Below are 19,030 nucleotides of genomic sequence, written 5' to 3'. Positions count from 1 at the left end.
ATGACAACTAAAGAAAAGAAAACTGTGACTGAAGAAGTGACAGAAGCGTTGGAAGAAATCGTCGAGGCCCCCGCTGAAGAAAAGAAAAAAGGGGAGCTTGTCACACGAGTAGACGAGACGAACCTATTGATCGGTGAACGCCAATACCGGATAGCGGTAGATTATCGCGAAGGCTTTGATGCTGAACGATTAGGCGAACGCTTTAGCGAGGTGCTCACTCGTTATGATTATATTGTCGGTGATTGGGGCTACGATCAATTACGCTTAAAGGGCTTTTTCCGGGCGGACGATCGCAAAAGCAATCCTGAACAACGTATTGATACATTAGAAGATTACTTATATGAATATTGCAACTTCGGCTGTGCCTATTTTGTGATTGAGCGGGTCGGCGGCAAACGTCAAAACAGCAACCGCAAAAAACGCAAAAAACCACGCCGCAATCCTAACCAGGCACACATTGAAGAGAAAAAAGTGCCAGTTAAAGAAACAGCCAAGAAAAAACCGGTTATTAAAAACCGCAAACCGAAAAAAGAAACAACGATGAAGACCAAAGAAGATGACGGTCGCTTCGTTATTCGACAAAGAGAAGAGTAAGCCTCATGAAATACAAAGGTTATTTGATTGATTTAGATGGCACGATTTATCTAGGAAAGGAACCTATCCCAGCCGGACGGCGTTTTGTTGAACAATTACAAGAGCGTGAGATTCCCTTCCGATTTCTGACGAATAATACGACGAAATCCCCAGAGACAGTCGCAGCTCGTTTAGCCGATGAATTTGATATTCATGTCACAGCTGACACGGTGTATACAGCGACTTTAGCGACGATTGATTTTATGAAGGATGCCAATAAAGGTAAGAAAGTTTACATCATTGGCGAACCTGGATTAAGAGACCCTATTTTGGACGCGGGCTTTGAATGGGATGAAACTGCACCAGATTATGTAGTGGCAGGCCTAGATAATGAAGTAACTTATGAAAAATTCGTTACCGCAACTTTAGCGATTCAAAAAGGTGCAATGTTTATCGGTACTAATCCAGATAAAAACATTCCTACTGAACGGGGATTATTGCCCGGCGCCGGTTCGATAATTGCCTTTTTAGAAACTTCTACCCAGCAAAAGGCAACCTACATTGGAAAACCTGAAGCAGTTATTATGGATAAGGCAGTGGCGCTTTTAGGATTGAATAAATCCGAAGTAGTGATGGTAGGGGACAACTATTTAACGGATATTCGTGCCGGTATTGATAACGGGATCGATTCATTATTGGTTCTTTCCGGCTTCACGCAAAAATCAGATGTACCAACTCTGCCAGATCCCCCAACTTATATTGTCGACTCCCTGGATGAGTGGGATTTTGATGCGTAAGCAGCTGTGGCTGGAGCGAGCCGGCCTAGTATGCTGGATTCTCACTTTGCTGACATTAGCGATCACTTTAACTATCAATGCGCGTTGGCTGTATCAATGGGATGTTCAACAGTTAGATTTATTGAGCTATACAACCTTGTCAGAAAAGGAATTGTTAGCCAATTTTGGGCAGTTAATGCATTATTTGAACACACCTTGGGTTAGTGAGTTGCAGATGACTGATTTCCCAGTGTCGGCCAGCGGTGCGTTTCATTTTTATGAGGTTAAACGCCTGTTTATACTAAATTATGGTGTGCTGCTGGTTAGTTTAATTCCAAGCATTGTTTATTTAAGACATTTAGTTAAGCGAGAAAGACTTTGGACAATGATCCAGCCGTTTCAAGTTGCGGTGGTCGTGCCCTTAGTTGTGGCAGTTGTGATGGCAATGGGCTTTGACCGCTTTTTTGTAGCGTTTCATGGCGTATTCTTCAACAATGACGCGTGGATTTTCAATCCAGCAACGGATCCTATTATCAACGTGTTGCCAGAAGAATTTTTCCTTCATAGCTTCCTGCTGTTTTTCGTTTTATTGGAAGTTCTTTTTATTCTGCAAGTTTTGATCGGAAAACATGAATTGAAAAAAGCTTGATTTCTCGGAGCTGCTGAAAAAAGAATAGTTTAAAAAAGTGTATTTTAACTAAACGTTAAATGCACTTTTTTTTGTCAAATAAACCTCTCCTACGTCTGTTGTAGTTTAAACGGTAAAGGGAATCCCGCAATATTTGCCACCCTCATTTTTATAAAAAGTTGGGCAAATGTTTTATTTTTCACTGGAAAAGTTCTATATAATGCCTCGATTTTCAATTTGATTAAGAACGATTCTCACTTAAATGGATTGTGAAAGGGCTTAATATAAGGTTATAATAATAACAAGCACGAATCGTGTTCTTATTCTATTTTGGTAATGGAATGATAAGTATTTCACAAGTACAAATATTAGTTTATCAGCAATATTGAGGTCTAGCTTCACGAACTTGAAAAGAGATCGTGGCGCTCTTCTTATTACAAGGGGGATTGTGTATGGAAACATTGGTTAAAGCAATTGCAAAGTTCAAAGGAGGTGTCAGAGTTCCCCACAATAAAAATACTGCAGAAGTTGAAAGCGTTATAATTACCCCGCCCGAAATGGTGATTATTCCATTGCAACAGCATATTGGGGGACCCTGCAAACCGACAATCAAGGCAAGGGAGATTGTCTCAGTCGGTCAAGTAATTGGAGATTCGGAGGCCTTCGTATCGGCGCCGATTCATGCGTCAGTTTCTGGCAAGGTAAAGGCAATAAAACCTGTGCAATTATCAAATGGGCAGATGTGTGATGCTATTCATATCGTAAATGACGGATTGGATACAAAAGTTGAGGAGCATGGACCAGTTCCTATCGATTCCAAAGAAGATCTATTGAAAGCCGCCAGAAACAGTGGCTTAGTAGGGATTGGTGGGGCTGGTTTTCCACTGCATGTAAAACTTGCTGTCAAAGATGAAACACCGATTGATACATTGGTGATCAACGGAGCAGAATGCGAGCCCTTTATCACTTCAGATTATCGCGAAAGTCTGGAATATCCTGAGCGGATTATTGCCGGGATGCAAGTAGTCATGAAGCATTTAAACATTCCCCATGGTGTAGTAGGGATCGAAAGCAATAAACCAAAAGGGCTGCAAATTTTGCGGGATCGCTTGAATGAGTTGGCAGATCTTGATCCGACGATCGATGTGATGGAGATTCCATCCTTATATCCTCAAGGAGCAGAAAAAATGCTTGTCTATGCGACAACCGGCCGGAAAATCCCACCTGGCAAACTTCCTTCTGAAGTAGGCTGTTTAATCATGAATATCTCAACAATTTCCCGCTTGCAAGAATACCTTGAGACGGGTGTTCCGTTGATCACGAAAAGAATTACTGTAGATGGGAATATTGCGACACCCAAAAATGTGGTGGTACCCATCGGTACGCCAATCAGTGATGTCGTAAAATTCTGCGGCGGATTGATCGAAGAGCCAAGTAAAGTCATCTTAGGTGGACCAATGATGGGTATTTCCCAATATTCTATGGATTTGCCCATCACGAAACAAACCAATGCCATCACTCTTATCTCGGAGGCACAAGGCTTGCCTGAAGAATCTCCGTGTATTCGTTGTGGTCGCTGTGTGACTGCTTGTCCGATGTCGTTACTGCCGGTTCAAATTGAACGATGCACACGGAACAATGATGTAGAAGGATTGAAGAAGCTGAATGTATCTGCATGCATGGAATGCGGCTGTTGTTCCTATGTCTGTCCGGCTGGCCGCCGCTTAGTACAATCCATGAAACAAGCAAAACTATTAGAAAGAGAGGCAGCGAAATGAACAAATTACCAGTTTCTATCTCGCCGCATCTGCACTGTGGACGAAGCAGCCGCAATATTATGCTAGATGTGATTATTGCTTTGCTTCCGGCAGTCATTGCTTCCACCATTATTTTTGGCTTTCGAGCACTTATGTTGATTTTAGTAACTGTTGCAGCCTGTGTACTAAGTGAATATTTAACTAGAAAAATCTTGAAGCGGCCGGATACAATCAAAAATTTAACCGCGGTTGTTACGGGTATCTTATTGGCGCTGAATCTCCCAGTTACCTTGCCATTTTGGATGGCGGCTTTAGGTGGGGCGATTGCAATCATAATCGTGAAGGAATTTTTTGGCGGTGTGGGACAAAACTTCGTCAATCCGGCTATTACTGCCCGCATTGTACTTTTGATGTCCTTTGCTTCTCAGATGAACACTTGGCAGCCTCCAATGGATTATATGATGGTAGGATCGGATGTGGTTTCTTCGGCTACCTATTTTTCAGCTGTCCAAACAGGTCAAGCTATCCCCTCACTGATGGATATGTTCTTAGGAGTAAGGGCAGGAAGCCTAGGCGAGACCTGTACACTGGCTTTGCTTATTGGGGGAGTCTATTTAATTGCACGTAAAGTAATCTCACCAATCATTCCTCTTTGTTTCATAGGTACTGTTGCGGTTTTAGGCACTTTACTAGGTGCCAATCCACTTTATCAAATGATGTCTGGCGGGTTAATGCTGGGAGCTATTTTTATGGCCACCGATTATACAACTTCACCGATTACCAGAAAGGGCAAGGTTATTTTCGGAGTTGGTTGTGGGATTGTCACGATTTTAATTCGTTTCTTTGCCGCACTTCCTGAAGGTGTTTCTTACGCAATCTTATTAATGAATATTTTAGTTCCTCACATTGAGAATTTGACGATTCCGAAAGTCTTTGGTGAGGAGGCGAAAGCAAAATGAAACAATCGAAAGTGGTCTTTTCAGATGCCCTTTGCCTTTTTATCATATGTTTAGTTGTTACTTTTGCAGTTGCTGGGACTCGTTCCGTTTTTAAAGAACGAATTGCTCAACAAGAGTGGGAGCAAACCCAAACTGTGATGAGTCAGCTGATTAAAGCTGATGAATTTGAGGAAGTAGATGTCACAGGCGGAAATCAAGCCTTTAAAGCGCTGGATGCATCAGGTGAGACTGTAGGCTATCTTTTTGTCACCCAGGCTTACGGTTACGGCAGTGATGTGAGTGTCATGAGCGCTGTGTCAGATGGAGAAATCGTGGGAATCGATATTTTGGATGCATCCAATGAAACCCCTGGTTTAGGACAAAATGTCACAAGGAAAGATTTTGTTGATCAGTTTTCGGGACTGACTGGATTTCCAGAGGTCGTGAAAAACGAGCCCGCTGAAAATCAAGTCGAAGCTGTCACGGGAGCGACAAAATCTTCAAATGCTGTAGCAAAATCGGTAGAAGAAGCACTCGTTCTTTTTGAACAAGTGACTGCTTCGGAAAACTAAAGGGGGGAGATTCAATGGAAAAAGAAAAAGCATCCGCTATTTTTACGAAAGGCTTAATTACCGAAAATCCAGTACTTCGTTTAATGTTAGGAACCTGTCCGACTTTGGCCGTGACAACATCTGCTATGGATGGATTAGGGATGGGGGTTGCTGCGACTGTCGTATTGTTAGGATCGAATGTCGTGATCTCCCTTTTACGTAAAGTTATCCCTGATCGTGTCAGGATTCCAGCTTTTATCACAATTATTGCTGGTTTTGTAACCGTAGTACAATTGGTGGTTAAAGCGTTGGCTCCTGCATTAGATGCGACTTTAGGAATTTATTTGCCTTTAATCGTTGTGAATTGTATTATTCTCGGCCGGGCAGAGGCCTATGCTAAAAATCATCCGGTAGTTCATTCTGCTTTAGATGGTCTGGGCATGGGAGTTGGTTTTACTATGGCTCTTTTGTGTATGGGCGGAATTCGTGAGTTGATCGGCAGCGGTACTTTCCTAGGCTTTCCGATTACTGCTGGATTTGTCCCACCGATGACGATTATGCTGCTGCCACCTGGTGGATTTTTCGTTTTTGGCATTTTAGTAATGGTTGCGAACAAACTTGGCGACCGTACTACAAAAGATGTGGATTGTTCTGCTTGTCCAATAGCTGAAGCCTGTACGACTGTTTGTGAAGATAAGGCAGGTGATAACTAATGCAAGCTTTTGTTACTATTTTAGTTGCAGGTATTCTCACCGATAACTTTGTATTGTCACAGTTTTTAGGAATTTGTCCTTTTCTAGGTGTATCGAAAAAATTGGATACAGCAGTAGGGATGTCGCTGGCGGTTACTTTCGTTATGGTGTTGGCTACCTTAGTGACCTATCCGCTCTATAGTGCTCTATTAGTTCCATTAGGATTGGATTATTTGCAGACAATTGTTTTTATCTTGACTATCGCTGCATTGGTTCAATTGGTTGAGGTCGTGATGAAACGCTACATGACTCCTTTATACAATGCGTTAGGTATTTATCTGCCATTGATTACGACTAATTGTGCCGTGTTAGGTGTAACCATTCTGAATTTTTCAAAAAGCTATTCATATGTGCAATCCATAGTTAATTCATTTGCTGCAGGTGTTGGATTTTTATTAGCAATGGTGATCTTTGCAGGTGTGCGAGGCCGCTTAGAAGGCAATGATATTCCTGATTCGCTTAAGGGCTTGCCAATCACCCTAATTGCTGCGGCGATTGTAGCATTATCGTTTCTAGGCTTTGCCGGTTTGGCAGAAGGCTTATTCCAATAGGAGGTGTAAATATATGATGGAAATCATGATACCCATTGGCATCGTCAGTGGAATGGGTCTGGTTGCTGGCGTCATTCTTTCGTTAGCGACAATTATTTTTCATAAACCGGTAGATGAAAAAGAAGAGGCGCTGAGAGAAGCACTGCCTGGAATTAATTGCGGAGCCTGCGGATTTTCTGGCTGTGACGGTTACGCAAAAGCCATGGCAGAAGGCAAAGCGGAAGTAACCAACTGTACTCCAGGGGGTGCGGTCACACGTCAAGCTTTATCAGAAATATTAGGTGTAGAAGTTGGCGAAGTTCAAAAGGTAGCAGCATTTGTCCGCTGCAATGGTACATGTGAATTTACCAATAAAAAAATGGATTATTTAGGAACGGACACTTGTTATGGCGCTAATCAAATTTTTGGTGGTCCGCAAGCTTGTCGTTTCGGGTGCATGGGTTATGGAGACTGTAAGACAGTTTGTGCCTATGATGCCATCCATGTCGTTGACGGAGTTGCTAAAATAGATCCCGACAAATGTGTCGGCTGCTTAAAATGCATCACTGCTTGTCCGAAAAGTTTAATCAAAATATTACCAGCTGAAAATACGTCAATCGTTGCTTGTTCGAATCAAGACAAGGGTGGCGGCGTCCGCAAAATCTGCGACGTAGGTTGTATTTCTTGTAACCGCTGTGTGAAAACCTGTCCGCAAAAAGCGATTACTATGGAAAATAATGTCGCAGTAATCGATCCGGATCTATGTATCAATTGTGGTGAATGTGTTGAAGTTTGTCCGCAAAATTGTATCGTAGAGCTGCCGGTAAAGGAAACGGTGAGCAGCTAATTTTTTCAACAGCATTTTGATTTAACTAAAAATATAAGATAATCCTGCTATCATATGAGAAGCAGGATTTTTTGTGACTAAAAGCAGAGCTTTTTTACTGGAGATAGAAGCGGGGATACTATGGGCGTGTTTCATTTATGTCTCTTTGGAGTTTCGGAAATAGAATTGTACTAATGACAATAAAGGAGAGAAATCAGCTGTTGTTATATAACAAAAGCACTGATGAGCTCTTCTGATATATAACAGACGTCTTTGATGTGATATTGTTTAGGAAATTAACCTTAAGTTCATGGAGTACACTAGGCACAATATTTCCGATAATATCAGCATTTATCAATATTAGAAAAAGGTGTTAAAACAGAGATAAACATTTGAGAACGGTTCTCATTGTTAATTGTCTGTTTTCCCGCAATCGCGCCTTTTTTTTGTTATAATTATCTTGATACGAATAACTAGCTGCTAGTCCAGTGATTCTCATTTTCGAATGTTTTCTTTACAATTATCGGCAGCAATCGTGGCTGATTTTAAGGATCACTAGCGAAAGTTAGTTTTAAGAGTATTAGCGCAAAGGATCTATAAAGCGCTTTTATCAATTGTCAATATCAGTAAATCTTATTGATATAAAATCATACAAAAAGGAAGGATGACTAACATGGCATTAGCAAAAATCGTTTATGCAAGTAACACAGGCAACACGGAGGGTATCTCAGAAATTTTGGAGGATGCTTTAAAAGCAGCTGGAATAGATGTAGAACGCGTTGAAGCAGACGATGCAGATGCGGATTTTTACGATGATGCAGATATTTGTGTATTAGCTACTTATACAGATGGAGATGGCGAACGACCTTTTGACTTAGAAGATTTATATGAAGAATTACCTGATCAAGATCTATCTGGAAAAGTATACGCGGTTGTTGGAAGTGGGGATAGTGAGTTGTATCCAGATTATTTCTGTCAAGCTGCCATTGATTTTGACGAAGCCTTTGCTAAAACTGGCGCGAAAAAAGTTGGAGAAACTGTAATGATCGAAAACGAAGCAGACGATGAAGACGAAGAAGTATTGAAAGCACTCGTTAAGGCTTTAGCTGAGGCATAGACTTCAGGGAAAAGGTTGAGGTGATAACTTGTTTAAAGTAGTGAAACGAAAAGAATTGGCACCAATCGAATTTGAGATTTTGGTCGAGGCTCCAAGAATCGCCAACAAAGCAAAACCTGGTCAATTCGTCATTTTGCGAATTGACGAATTTGGTGAGCGGATTCCGTTGACGGTGGTTGATGTGGATCCAGAAGCTGGTTTAGTTCGCTTGATTTTCCAAGTGATTGGCAAATCAACCGCCCAGCTGTCTAAGGTAATGGAAGGCGAGTCTTTAGCAGATGTTGTTGGACCTCTAGGAAAACCGACAGAGATTGAAAATTTTGGGACGGTTATGCTGGTTGGCGGCGGGGTTGGTATTGCAGCCTTGTTTCCAATAGTCAAAGGTTTAAAAGAAGCAGGCAATCGAGTAATTACTATTCTTGGAGCAAAAACTAAAGATCTATTGATTTTAAGAGATGAGTGCCAAGAGTTTTCTGATGAACTGATCTTAATGACAGATGATGGATCAATCGGCCAAAAAGGACTAGTTACCCAAGCGATGGAGGAAGTTTTTGCAAGAGAAGACATCCACACGGCATGGGCGATTGGCCCAAGTATCATGATGAAATTCTGTACGATTACAGCGCAAAAGCATGACGTACCGATTTATGTTTCCTTGAATCCGATTATGATTGATGGCACAGGTATGTGCGGCGGCTGTCGTGTAACAGTTGCAGACAGCATTAAGTTCGCTTGTGTTGATGGACCAGAGTTTCTAGGTGAAGAAGTCGACTGGGATGAATTTATCAGTCGGATGCAGCAGTATCGTCCTGAGGAAATGCAGGCCAATGAAATTTATGAAAAGCAGGTGAGTCAGAATGGCTAAAGTGAAAAGAAGTTATACGAAGACGCCAATGAAAGAGCAAGCACCTGAGGTTCGTTGTCATAATTTCGAAGAGGTTGCTTTAGGCTACTCACTTGAAGAAGGCCAGTTAGAAGCGAGCCGCTGCTTGCAGTGTAAAAATGCACCTTGTATAGAAAATTGTCCAGTTATGATCGACATTCCTGGATTCATTAAAGCAATTGAAGAAGGCGATATGCCGCGAGCTTATGAAGTACTGGGTCGCTATACGAATCTGCCAGCCATCTGTGGACGGGTATGTCCTCAGGAGAAACAATGCGAAATGGTTTGTCGTTTGGGCCGTTCGAAGAAATTTGAGCCTGTTGCCATCGGTAAACTTGAACGTTTAGTGGCAGATTGGGCATTGGATCAACCGATCGAGTATAAAGAAGTTGTTGGCGATAAAGGCAAAGTTGCCATCATTGGTTCTGGGCCATCTGGATTGACCGCAGCCGGCGACTTGGCGAAATTGGGCTATGAAGTAATCGTCTATGAAGCTTTGCATGCACCTGGCGGCGTACTGACATACGGCATTCCAGAATTCCGTCTGCCTAAAAAGGTAGTAAACAATGAAATCGAACGGATCAAAGCGCAAGGCGTAACAATCGAAACCAATGTAGTAGTAGGAAAAACTATTACAATGGATGAGATTTTAGAAGAATTTGATGCTTGCTACTTGTCAGTAGGAGCAGGTGCACCGAATTTCCAAGGGATTAAAGGAACTTCTCTAAAAGGTGTCTACTCTTCTAGTGAGTACTTAACACGTATCAATTTAATGCATGGCTATCAATTCCCTAAATACGATACACCTGTACAAGAATCGAAAAATGTAGTGGTAATCGGCGGCGGGAATGTAGCAATGGATGCTGCACGTTCAGCTAAGCGTTTAGGCGCTGAGAATGTTTCCATCGTTTACCGACGTTCGTTAGCGGAACTGCCTGCAAGGGAAGAAGAGTACCATCACTCTGTAGAGGAAGGTATTAACTACCATTGGTTAACTAACCCTATCGAATATGTCGGTGATGAAGAAGGCCGCTTAGTGGCAGTGAAATGTATCCAAATGGAGCTTGGCGAACCAGATGATTCTGGCCGGAGGCGACCAGTTGCGATTCCAGGCAGCGAATTTATTATCGAAGCGGATACCGCGATCGAAGCAATTGGTCAAGGTGCAAATAAAGTCTTGCTTGATACTTTCCCAGAGCTTGCTTTGAATAAATGGGGCTATATTGATGCAAGCGAAGAAACATGTGCCACCTCTATTCCAGGAGTTTACGCTGGAGGAGACATTGTGACCGGTGCAGCGACCGTTATTTTGGCAATGGGTGCTGGTAAAATTGCAGCAAACGAAATTGATAACTATGTTCAAAATAAAAAGTTGCAAGAGCAACCGGTCTAATCGGAGGGCAAATTGATGAAAACAATGAAAACGATGGATGGTAATACAGCAGCTGCGCACATATCTTATGCATTTACTGAAGTTGCAGGTATCTATCCAATCACACCAAGCTCAACAATGGCAGAAGTTGTTGATGAGTGGGCTGAACAAGGCCGTAAAAACATCTTTGGCGAAACAGTCAAAGTAGTTGAAATGCAATCAGAAGCAGGGGCGGCAGGTACGGTCCATGGTTCTTTGAAGACTGGAGTCTTAACAACGACTTACACGGCTTCTCAAGGATTGCTTTTAATGATTCCAAACATGTTCAAAATTGCAGGTGAATTGTTGCCAACGGTCTTTCACGTAGCGGCTCGCGCCGTTTCTACAAATGCGCTAAGTATCTTTGGTGATCATAGTGACGTAATGGCAGCACGACAAACTGGCTTTTGTATGTTAGCTGAAGGCAGCGTCCAAGAAGTAATGGATCTGTCGGCCGTTGCACATTTGGCAAGTATTGAAGGCAAACTACCTTTCATGAACTTCTTTGATGGTTTTAGAACCAGTCATGAACTTCAAAAAATCGAAGCAATTGACTATGAAGATCTGAAAGACATGGTGAACTGGAAAGCATTGGCTGAGTTTCGGGCATTAGGAATGAATCCGAATCACCCGAATGTTTCAGGAACAGCACAAAACCCAGATATTCATTTCCAACAACGTGAAACAGTCAATCGCTATTATGATGAAATGCCGGCGATTGTGCAGAAATATATGCAGAAAGTCAATGATCTGCGTGGAACAAATTATGACTTAACCAATTATTATGGCGATCCTGAAGCAACAGAGGTCATTGTAGCAATGGGTTCAGCTTCACCAGCAATCCAGCAAACGGTAGATTATTTGAATGCACAAGGCCGTAAAGTCGGCTTTATTGATATGCATTTGTATCGTCCGTTCCCAGCAGAAAACCTGTTGGAAAAATTACCTGCTACAGTTGAAAAAGTTGCTGTCTTAGACCGGACCAAAGAACCTGGTTCAGATGGTGAGCCTTTGCTATTGGATGTACAAAGCGTGCTTTATCGCCATTCTAATCGTCCGATTGTTATTGGTGGACGCTACGGAATTGCATCAAAAGACGTAACACCAGATCAAATCGTAGCTGTTTATGATCATTTATTATTACCAGTTGAAGACATGAAGCAACGCTTCACCATCGGAATCAACGATGATGTAACCAATCTGTCTTTACCACAGGGTGAAGTTTTAGACTTAACTCCTGAAACTACTTTCCAAGCAAAATTCTGGGGACTGGGTTCAGATGGAACGGTTGGTGCCAATAAACAAGCCATTAAGATTATCGGAAATAATACGGACTATTATGCGCAAGCGTACTTTTCTTATGATTCGAAAAAATCTGGTGGGGTAACAAATTCCCATCTTCGTTTTGGGAAGGACCCAATTTTATCAACTTATAACGTAGAAGCAGCAGACTTTATCGGCTGTCATAATAATGCTTATATCCATCAATACGATTTGTTGCGGGGCTTGAAAGATGGCGGTACATTCCTGCTTAATACTGTTTGGGATGAAGCTAAGGTAAAACAAGCCTTGCCAAATCGGATCAAACGGTATTTGGCAGAGCATAACATCAAATTTTACATTATCAATGCGATGGACATCGCACAAAAAGTTGGATTAGGTCGCCGGATTAATATGGTCATGTCTACATCGTTCTTTGAATTGACCGATATCATGGATCGCGAAACCTTCTTGCCGTTACTAAAAGGTGAGGTTGAAGCTGCCTATGGGAAAAAATCAAAAGTTGTAGTAGAACGCAACTATCAAGCGATTGACGAAACCTTTGCAGAATTGAAAAAAATCGAGATTCCAGCTGAATGGGCTGATCTAGAAGTTCGTCCATTAGCAGAACCAGATCTAAGCAAACCAGATTATGTTCGTAACATTTTAGAACCAATTAACCGTCAGGAAGGTAACCAGCTTTCTGTAAATGACTTAATTGAAAATGGTATGCTAGGCGGGGTTATGCCATCTGGAACGACAGCTTATGAAAAACGCGGGATTGCGTTAGAAGTTCCTGAATGGATTCCAGAAGCTTGTACCATGTGTAATGAGTGTGCGTTCATTTGTCCGCATGCAGCTATTCGGCCGTTCTTATCCGACGAAGAAGAAATGGAACAAGCACCAGAAGGCTTCATCACTCGTGATATGCGTGGGAAAGACGGCTTCAAGTACCGAATTCAAGTCTCTTTGGAAGACTGTACTGGCTGTGGACTTTGCGTAGAAATTTGTCCAGCTAAAGAAAAAGCTCTGGTTATGAAGTCTTATGAAGATCAAAAAGAACAAGCAATTAATTGGGCCTTTGCCATGACCTTGAGTCAAAAAGAAAACCCAGTGAAGAAATTCTCAGTCAAAGGCTCGCAATTTGAACAGCCGTTGCTGGAATTCTCTGGCGCTTGTGCTGGTTGCGGCGAAACACCTTATATCAAGTTGTTGACCCAATTATACGGTGACCGCATGATGATTGCCAATACAACAGGGTGTTCATCAATCTGGGGTGGTTCATCTCCGGCAACGCCTTACACTGTCAATGCAGACGGTCGTGGGCCAGCCTGGAGTAACTCGCTGTTTGAGGATAACGCGGAGTATGGTTTGGGCATGCATGTTGCCAACGAGACTAAACGGAATCGTGTTGCTAATAAGATGCGCTCAGCTTTAGAACAAGGTTTAGGTTCTGAGGATACAAAAGCGTTGATGCAGGATTGGTTGGATCATATGCAAGAAGGTGAGGGAACTCAGCAACGTGCTGCGAAACTTGTGGCAGTTCTTTCTGAAGAAACAGATCCAGCATTGCAATCGATCTTAGCAGACAAAGATATGTTTGCAAAACCTAGCCAGTGGATTATCGGTGGTGATGGTTGGGCTTACGATATCGGGTTCAGCGGAATCGACCATATCTTAGCTTCTGGTGAAGATGTAAATATCTTTGTTATGGATAACGAAGTCTACGCCAATACTGGTGGACAAATGTCTAAAGCGACACCAACGGCAGCAATTGCAAAATTTGCAGCCGGCGGTAAGAAGACTAAGAAAAAGGATTTGGGTATGATTGCGATGACCTATCGGGACGTTTACGTTGCTCAAGTTTCAATTGAAGCAAATGCAAACCAAACGTTGAAAGCTATTCAAGAAGCTGAAAGCTATCCAGGACCTTCAATCATTATCGGCTACACGCCTTGTATCAACCACGGTATTCGCGGTGGTATGAGCAAGTCGATCGAAGAATCCAAAGAAGCTGTGGAATCTGGTTATTGGCAGTTGTATCGTTTCGATCCGCGCCAAGCAGATAAAGGCAAAGATTCACTGCGCATCGACTTCAAGAAAGCCGACTTCAGCAAGATGAACGAATTCTTAGAAGGCCAGACTCGTTTCTCTGCGCTGCATAATATCAAGAAAGACGATGCAGAAGTTGAAGAAATGCTGAATCAAACGGTAGAAGATGCCGAAAAACGAATGGAAAATTATAGTGAGTTAATGAAGACGAAAAAATAATCTGCTTTGTTTACAATCTTCCTCGGTATAAGATATTGCATTTCTAATATCTTATATCGGGGATTTTCTGTATTAAATAGATTAAGTACATGCAAAAAAAGGGCTAGCATTCAATTCAATTGAAGGTGCTAGTCCTTTTAGTTAAGATTAATTGATCAAATCATCTAGAGCTTCTGGATCTTCATGAGCCAAACGACTGGCAGCCGAGGCAGCAATTGCGCCCACTAAATCGTCTAAAAAGGTGTGCACTGATTTGCCATCGTGGGAATTCAATTTTTCCAAGATACCAGGTTTTACTTTATCGATGTACCCGTAGTTAGTAAAGCCAATTGAGCCATAGACGTTAACAATCGACAACGCCATGATTTCATCAATTCCATATAACCCTTCATCTTCCTCAAGAATCTCTTGCAATGGAGAATCCAGCATTTTTTTCTCTGCTAATTTGTCCAATTGAATCCCGGTGATAATCGCGTTGTGAACTTCACGTTTTGTCAATACTCGATCGACACTGTGGATGCACATATCCAGTGTTAATTTATCAATGTAATCCTTTTGCAGAAAAAAGACCAGTTCTCCAATGTCTTTAATCGTTACCCCTCGTTCAATCAAAAGGGCACGTGCAGTTTCTTCTAAATCAGGTGTCTTAAAAACCATAGTATTCCTCCGTTATCCTAGATTTTTCGGAAATAGGCTGGTACTGTGGCCAGGCTGTCTCCGAGCTTCTGGGTCAATATAGTGTAAGGCGTTATTAACTGCAGTCGGCGCTTCCCCAGCCCCTGTAGCGATTAGTTTGACTTTTCCATGATACGTTGTAATGTCTCCGCAAGCATAAACACCAGGAATAGAAGTGCTCATATCTGAGTCAACTATTACTGCCTGGCGGGTACACTCTAATCCCCAGCTTTTCAGATGGTCCAAAGAAGAAGTGAAGCCATAGTTTACAATTAAATGATCCACGTCTAATTCCATTGTCTCATCTGATTTTGCTTTTTGTAAAGTCACAGTATTTAGTTTATGATCGCCGGACACACCAGTCAAAATATAAGGAGTCAGAATATCAGCAGTCGAAGTTTTTAATTTCTCGACACTATGTTCATGTCCACGAAATTGACTGCGACGATGAATAATCGCTACCTTTTCAGCAATGGGTTCTAGCATTAAGGCCCAATCAATTGCTGAGTCGCCGCCGCCAGCAATCGCCACCTTCTTACCTGCATATTTCATCAGGTCACTGATATAGTAATCGATTCCTCTGTTTTCAAACACGTCGCTATCTTTCACTTGCAAACGTCTTGGTTGAAAAGAGCCGCTTCCGATGGCTAGGATGACAGCTTTTGTGTAGTGGGTTCCTTTATTGGTGACCAGTTCCAAATAGCCTTCGTGCTGCTTCAGGTCGAGTACTTCTTCTTCTAAGCAGTAGGTATGAGTGAATGTCCGCAATTGTTTTTCCAAATTACCGATCAAATCAGCAGCTTTAACTTCGGGAAATCCAGGAATGTCGTATATATATTTTTCAGGGTAAAGGGTTGTCAGTTGTCCGCCTAACTGGGGCAAACTGTCAATCAATTTTGTTTTTCGTTGGCGAATCCCCGCGTAAAAGGCTGCAAACATCCCAACAGGACCTCCCCCAACGATCGTTATATCAAAAATATCCATTGTATTCTTCCTCTCTTTGCTATTAATTGTATCAAAGTTTCCGTGAACCTTCCAAAATGAGAGCGTACGATGGATAAACGAACACATTTTAAATGTGAAATACCCTCTAAGGTGAAAATATCTGTAATCAGAAAAAATCCGTTAGTGAATAAAAAAGAAGAATAACCAATTAAATTTACGTGGAAAAAAGTGCAAAGTTTGTTATGATAGAACGAGACAAAATTAAAGGAGGCTACACCTGTGACTCAATTTCCACAATTAAATCTAGCTGAACAAAAAGGACCAAAGGCAACAATTAAAACCAATATGGGTGATATCGTTGTTCAATTATTCCCTGAAGAAGCACCTAAGACTGTAAAAAACTTCGTTGAATTAGCGAAAAAGGGCTATTATGATGGCGTAATTTTCCACCGTGTTATTCCAGATTTCATGATTCAAGGCGGCGACCCAACAGGTACTGGTATGGGCGGCGAAAGTATCTATGGTGAAAAATTTGAAGACGAATTTTCTCGTAATGTTTACAATTTGCGAGGGGCTTTATCAATGGCTAACGCTGGACCAAATACTAATGGTAGTCAATTCTTTATTGTAAACAATCAAAATGTTCCTGCGAACATGATGACTCAATTAGAAGAAGCTGGATTCCCTGGTGAAATCGTTGAGACCTATAAACAAGGGGGAACTCCTTGGTTAGACTTCCGCCACACTGTTTTTGGACATGTAGCAGAAGGAATGGACGTAGTAGATGCTATTGGTGGGGTAAAACGTGGACCTCAAGATCGTCCAGCTAATGACGTCGTAATTGAAACAATTGAAGTAAGCGAATAAAAAAATCGGCCCTCGAGCCGATTTTTTTAATTTAATACACGTGCAATTCGGTTTAATCCTTCTAGTAAGGTGGCATTCGAACAGGCCACATTTAAGCGCATATGCTGCTGGCCGCCAGGACCGTAGCTGATTCCAGTGTTTAATACTACTTTTCCTTCGTGAACTAAACGATTCTCCAACTCTTCATCCGTTAACCCATAGGCTGAAAAATCGATCCATAAAAGGTAAGTTCCTTCAGGTTTCATAATTTTTGCTTTAGGTAAATGCTCTTCGAAAAAAGTAAAAGTTGTTTCAATATTTTTTTGTAAATACACTAATAGTTCATTTAACCATTCTTCACCAGTTCGGTAAGCTGCCTCCATCCCTACTAAACCAAAGGTATTAATCTCTTGTTGGAAATTTTCAGCTTGTTTGCGCTCTAGCAGCTGGTGCAGCTTTGGATTTTTCGCGAAAGCAACTGAATTTTTAATTCCAGCTAGATTAAAGGTTTTAGTCATAGAAGTAAATTGAACGGTAAAGTCAGCAAAATTTTCTCCTGCATTAAAGAAGCTAGTCATTTTATTAGGTGAGAAGACCAAATCTTGATGAATCTCGTCACTTAGAACCAATATGCCATATTTACGGCACAATTCGCCAAATTGGTTTAATTCTTCTTCTGTCCATACTCGTCCTCCAGGGTTATGCGGGTTGCATAAAATCACCATTTTTACATGGTTCTGCTTAATTTTTTCTTCCATGTCAGCAAAGTCCATGATAAATCGACCATCTTTTTCAAGCAGTCTGCTGCGGACGATCTTGCGCTTGTTCTCAGTAAGTATGCCAGCAAATGGAGGATAGACCGGATCGTGAATCAAAACGGCATCACTTGGTTCGGTGAAAGCTTGTACGGCTGTTGCGATTCCAGCTAATACTCCACTAAAAAAGAGAATATTATCTTTTGTTACACCTAGTTGATGATGGTCTTGTTCCCATGCGATGATAGCTTCATAAAGTGAATCGGGTGTCGCGCTATAACCGAAAATACCATGAGAGATCATCTCTTGATACGCATTGATTACGCCTGAGGGTGCTTTAAAATCCATGTCTGCTACCCATAATGGCAGCAAATCTTCTTCTTGGTACTTAAGGCAAATCTCATCCCATTTAACACTGTTCGTTCCTTTTCGATCCAATTGTTCATCAAAATTAACCATTCTTTTCCTCCTAATTTTGTAAACTTCTTTTTTTGTTGTAAATACAGTATAATAAAACTTGCGGAAAGAGGGAACTAAATGGGATATAAAATTGGACAAATTATTAAAGGAGAAATTACTGGGATTCAACCGTATGGGGCATTTGTTTCTTTAGACAGCCATACACAGGGATTGATCCACGTTTCAGAAATTCAAGCGGGCTATACAAAAAACATCCATCAATTCTTAGAGATTGGTCAAAAGGTGCGAGTGCAGATCATCGATATCGATGAATATACTAAAAAAATTAGTTTATCTTTACGAACTTTAGCCGAATATTCACCAGTACCTGCGTATCAGCGGAAACGATATTTTACGAATCGAAATAAGAATATTGGTTTTCGTTCCATCCAAGCACAGATGCCAAATTGGATCGAGGAAACATTACATTATTTAAGCAATGTAAGGAGTGAAAATAAATGAATTGTTTTCACGAGTTGATATCTTTGTTTCTGAAAATATGATATGATAGAATTCAGTTAAGACTAAGTAGCTACCATAGGAGTGAAGCAGTTTGACAAAAGAAGTATCTGGGACAGTAATGTTGAATTTAACGGATGGAACGAAACGTTTCTTGGTTCGTCAAGAAGGCAACGCAAATGAATTCGCTCGTACAGAGATTAGAAAAGAAAATACTGTTCTAGCAAGCTTTCTGAATTTTTTGAAGAGTGTAGTACAAATCAACATTAATGAAATTAGTTTAGTTGAATTAACGAACACTCAGTCAAATGGAATAAGTCTGCCTTTATATGTTTTTGAAATGAACGAAGAAAAGATGACTGAACTTCCGGAAGGCTTTGTTTGGGAGACCCCGGACAGCGTACGCGAAATTTTAGGTACTTTTGAAATCGAAGGTGTACCACTTTTTTAACAATGTACATAGTACATACACAGCAGACAATATTGTCTGCTGTTTTTTTTGAAAAAATTGAAATAAGTAGTTGACGTAGAGTCTAAAGAATGATAAATTATTGGAGTTGCCAATTCATATCGAAAAAAGAACGTCGAAACTTTCTTGAAAAAACTTCAAAAAAGTTA

At 41.3% G+C, this 19,030-nt stretch carries 19 protein-coding genes; 16 read left to right on the top strand and 3 right to left on the bottom strand.

The genetic code is table 11. The annotated features are described in order from the left end of the window. The 13 genes from JZO70_RS04065 to nifJ all read left to right on the top strand — a co-directional run bounded on the left by JZO70_RS04065 (position 1) and on the right by nifJ (position 14,273). A complete protein-coding gene (locus JZO70_RS04065) occupies positions 1–594 on the top strand; it encodes a YutD family protein (protein WP_207672269.1) in 594 nt (197 codons plus the stop codon). 5 nt (positions 595–599) lie between these two features. Next, entirely contained in the window at positions 600–1,370 is a 771-nt protein-coding gene (locus JZO70_RS04060) for a TIGR01457 family HAD-type hydrolase (RefSeq protein WP_207672268.1), read from the top strand. Then, a complete protein-coding gene (locus JZO70_RS04055) occupies positions 1,363–1,998 on the top strand; it encodes a TIGR01906 family membrane protein (RefSeq protein ID WP_207672267.1) in 636 nt (211 codons plus the stop codon). Before JZO70_RS04060 ends, JZO70_RS04055 begins: the two co-directional genes overlap by 8 nt. A gap of 431 nt (positions 1,999–2,429) precedes the next feature. Further along, the gene (rsxC, locus tag JZO70_RS04050) at positions 2,430–3,755 is read left to right on the top strand and encodes an electron transport complex subunit RsxC (protein WP_207672266.1); all 1,326 of its coding nucleotides are present in this window, start codon (positions 2,430–2,432) and stop codon (positions 3,753–3,755) included. After that, on the top strand, positions 3,752–4,693 hold the full coding sequence (locus JZO70_RS04045; RefSeq protein WP_207672265.1) for an RnfABCDGE type electron transport complex subunit D: 942 nt from the start codon (positions 3,752–3,754) through the stop codon (positions 4,691–4,693). The genes rsxC and JZO70_RS04045 overlap by 4 nt, the downstream gene beginning before the upstream one ends. Further along, on the top strand, positions 4,690–5,244 hold the full coding sequence (locus JZO70_RS04040) for an RnfABCDGE type electron transport complex subunit G (RefSeq protein ID WP_207672264.1): 555 nt from the start codon (positions 4,690–4,692) through the stop codon (positions 5,242–5,244). The genes JZO70_RS04045 and JZO70_RS04040 overlap by 4 nt, the downstream gene beginning before the upstream one ends. A gap of 14 nt (positions 5,245–5,258) precedes the next feature. Then, positions 5,259–5,936, top strand: a complete 678-nt coding sequence (gene rsxE / locus JZO70_RS04035; RefSeq protein ID WP_207672263.1) for an electron transport complex subunit RsxE — start codon at positions 5,259–5,261, stop codon at positions 5,934–5,936. After that, positions 5,936–6,526, top strand: coding sequence for an electron transport complex protein RnfA (locus JZO70_RS04030; RefSeq protein ID WP_207672262.1), 591 nt, complete (start codon positions 5,936–5,938; stop codon positions 6,524–6,526). Before rsxE ends, JZO70_RS04030 begins: the two co-directional genes overlap by 1 nt. A 13-nt stretch (positions 6,527–6,539) precedes the next feature. Next, positions 6,540–7,352, top strand: a complete 813-nt coding sequence (locus tag JZO70_RS04025; RefSeq protein WP_207672261.1) for an RnfABCDGE type electron transport complex subunit B — start codon at positions 6,540–6,542, stop codon at positions 7,350–7,352. A gap of 652 nt (positions 7,353–8,004) precedes the next feature. After that, complete coding sequence (locus JZO70_RS04020; protein WP_207672260.1) at positions 8,005–8,448, top strand: flavodoxin; 444 nt, start codon at positions 8,005–8,007, stop codon at positions 8,446–8,448. A gap of 28 nt (positions 8,449–8,476) precedes the next feature. Then, the gene (locus JZO70_RS04015) at positions 8,477–9,313 is read left to right on the top strand and encodes a sulfide/dihydroorotate dehydrogenase-like FAD/NAD-binding protein (RefSeq protein ID WP_207672259.1); all 837 of its coding nucleotides are present in this window, start codon (positions 8,477–8,479) and stop codon (positions 9,311–9,313) included. Continuing rightward, positions 9,306–10,724 carry an NADPH-dependent glutamate synthase gene (gltA, locus tag JZO70_RS04010; protein WP_207672258.1) on the top strand — a complete coding sequence of 473 codons (1,419 nt, stop codon included), beginning with the start codon at positions 9,306–9,308 and terminating at the stop codon, positions 10,722–10,724. Before JZO70_RS04015 ends, gltA begins: the two co-directional genes overlap by 8 nt. A gap of 15 nt (positions 10,725–10,739) precedes the next feature. Next, the gene (gene nifJ, locus JZO70_RS04005; RefSeq protein ID WP_207672257.1) at positions 10,740–14,273 is read left to right on the top strand and encodes a pyruvate:ferredoxin (flavodoxin) oxidoreductase; all 3,534 of its coding nucleotides are present in this window, start codon (positions 10,740–10,742) and stop codon (positions 14,271–14,273) included. Between the two features lie 147 nt (positions 14,274–14,420). Here nifJ and JZO70_RS04000 read toward each other — a convergent pair whose 3' ends face one another. Then, positions 14,421–14,930: a phosphatidylglycerophosphatase A family protein gene (locus JZO70_RS04000; protein ID WP_207672256.1), complete on the bottom strand. Its 510-nt coding sequence runs from the start codon at positions 14,928–14,930 to the stop codon at positions 14,421–14,423. A 12-nt stretch (positions 14,931–14,942) separates the two neighbouring features. Then, complete coding sequence (locus JZO70_RS03995; RefSeq protein ID WP_207672255.1) at positions 14,943–15,932, bottom strand: NAD(P)/FAD-dependent oxidoreductase; 990 nt, start codon at positions 15,930–15,932, stop codon at positions 14,943–14,945. Positions 15,933–16,172: 240 nt separating this feature from the next. Here JZO70_RS03995 and JZO70_RS03990 point away from each other — a divergent pair, with 240 nt between their 5' ends. Further along, on the top strand, positions 16,173–16,760 hold the full coding sequence (locus JZO70_RS03990; protein ID WP_207672254.1) for a peptidylprolyl isomerase: 588 nt from the start codon (positions 16,173–16,175) through the stop codon (positions 16,758–16,760). A gap of 26 nt (positions 16,761–16,786) precedes the next feature. Here the strand turns inward: JZO70_RS03990 and JZO70_RS03985 are convergent, their stop codons facing one another. Beyond that, a complete protein-coding gene (locus tag JZO70_RS03985; protein WP_207672253.1) occupies positions 16,787–17,953 on the bottom strand; it encodes a MalY/PatB family protein in 1,167 nt (388 codons plus the stop codon). Between the two features lie 78 nt (positions 17,954–18,031). Here JZO70_RS03985 and JZO70_RS03980 point away from each other — a divergent pair, with 78 nt between their 5' ends. Together JZO70_RS03980 and JZO70_RS03975 are read left to right on the top strand one after the other, a co-directional pair. After that, positions 18,032–18,415, top strand: coding sequence for a CvfD/Ygs/GSP13 family RNA-binding post-transcriptional regulator (locus tag JZO70_RS03980; RefSeq protein WP_207672252.1), 384 nt, complete (start codon positions 18,032–18,034; stop codon positions 18,413–18,415). 91 nt (positions 18,416–18,506) lie between these two features. After that, entirely contained in the window at positions 18,507–18,863 is a 357-nt protein-coding gene (locus JZO70_RS03975) for a hypothetical protein (RefSeq protein WP_207672251.1), read from the top strand. Positions 18,864–19,030: the final 167 nt, after the last annotated feature.

This window comes from Candidatus Enterococcus moelleringii (genome assembly GCF_017377575.1).
GTDB classification, from domain to species: Bacteria; Bacillota; Bacilli; order Lactobacillales; family Enterococcaceae; genus Enterococcus_A; species Enterococcus_A moelleringii.
This window is presented reverse-complemented; position numbering and strand designations above follow the sequence as displayed.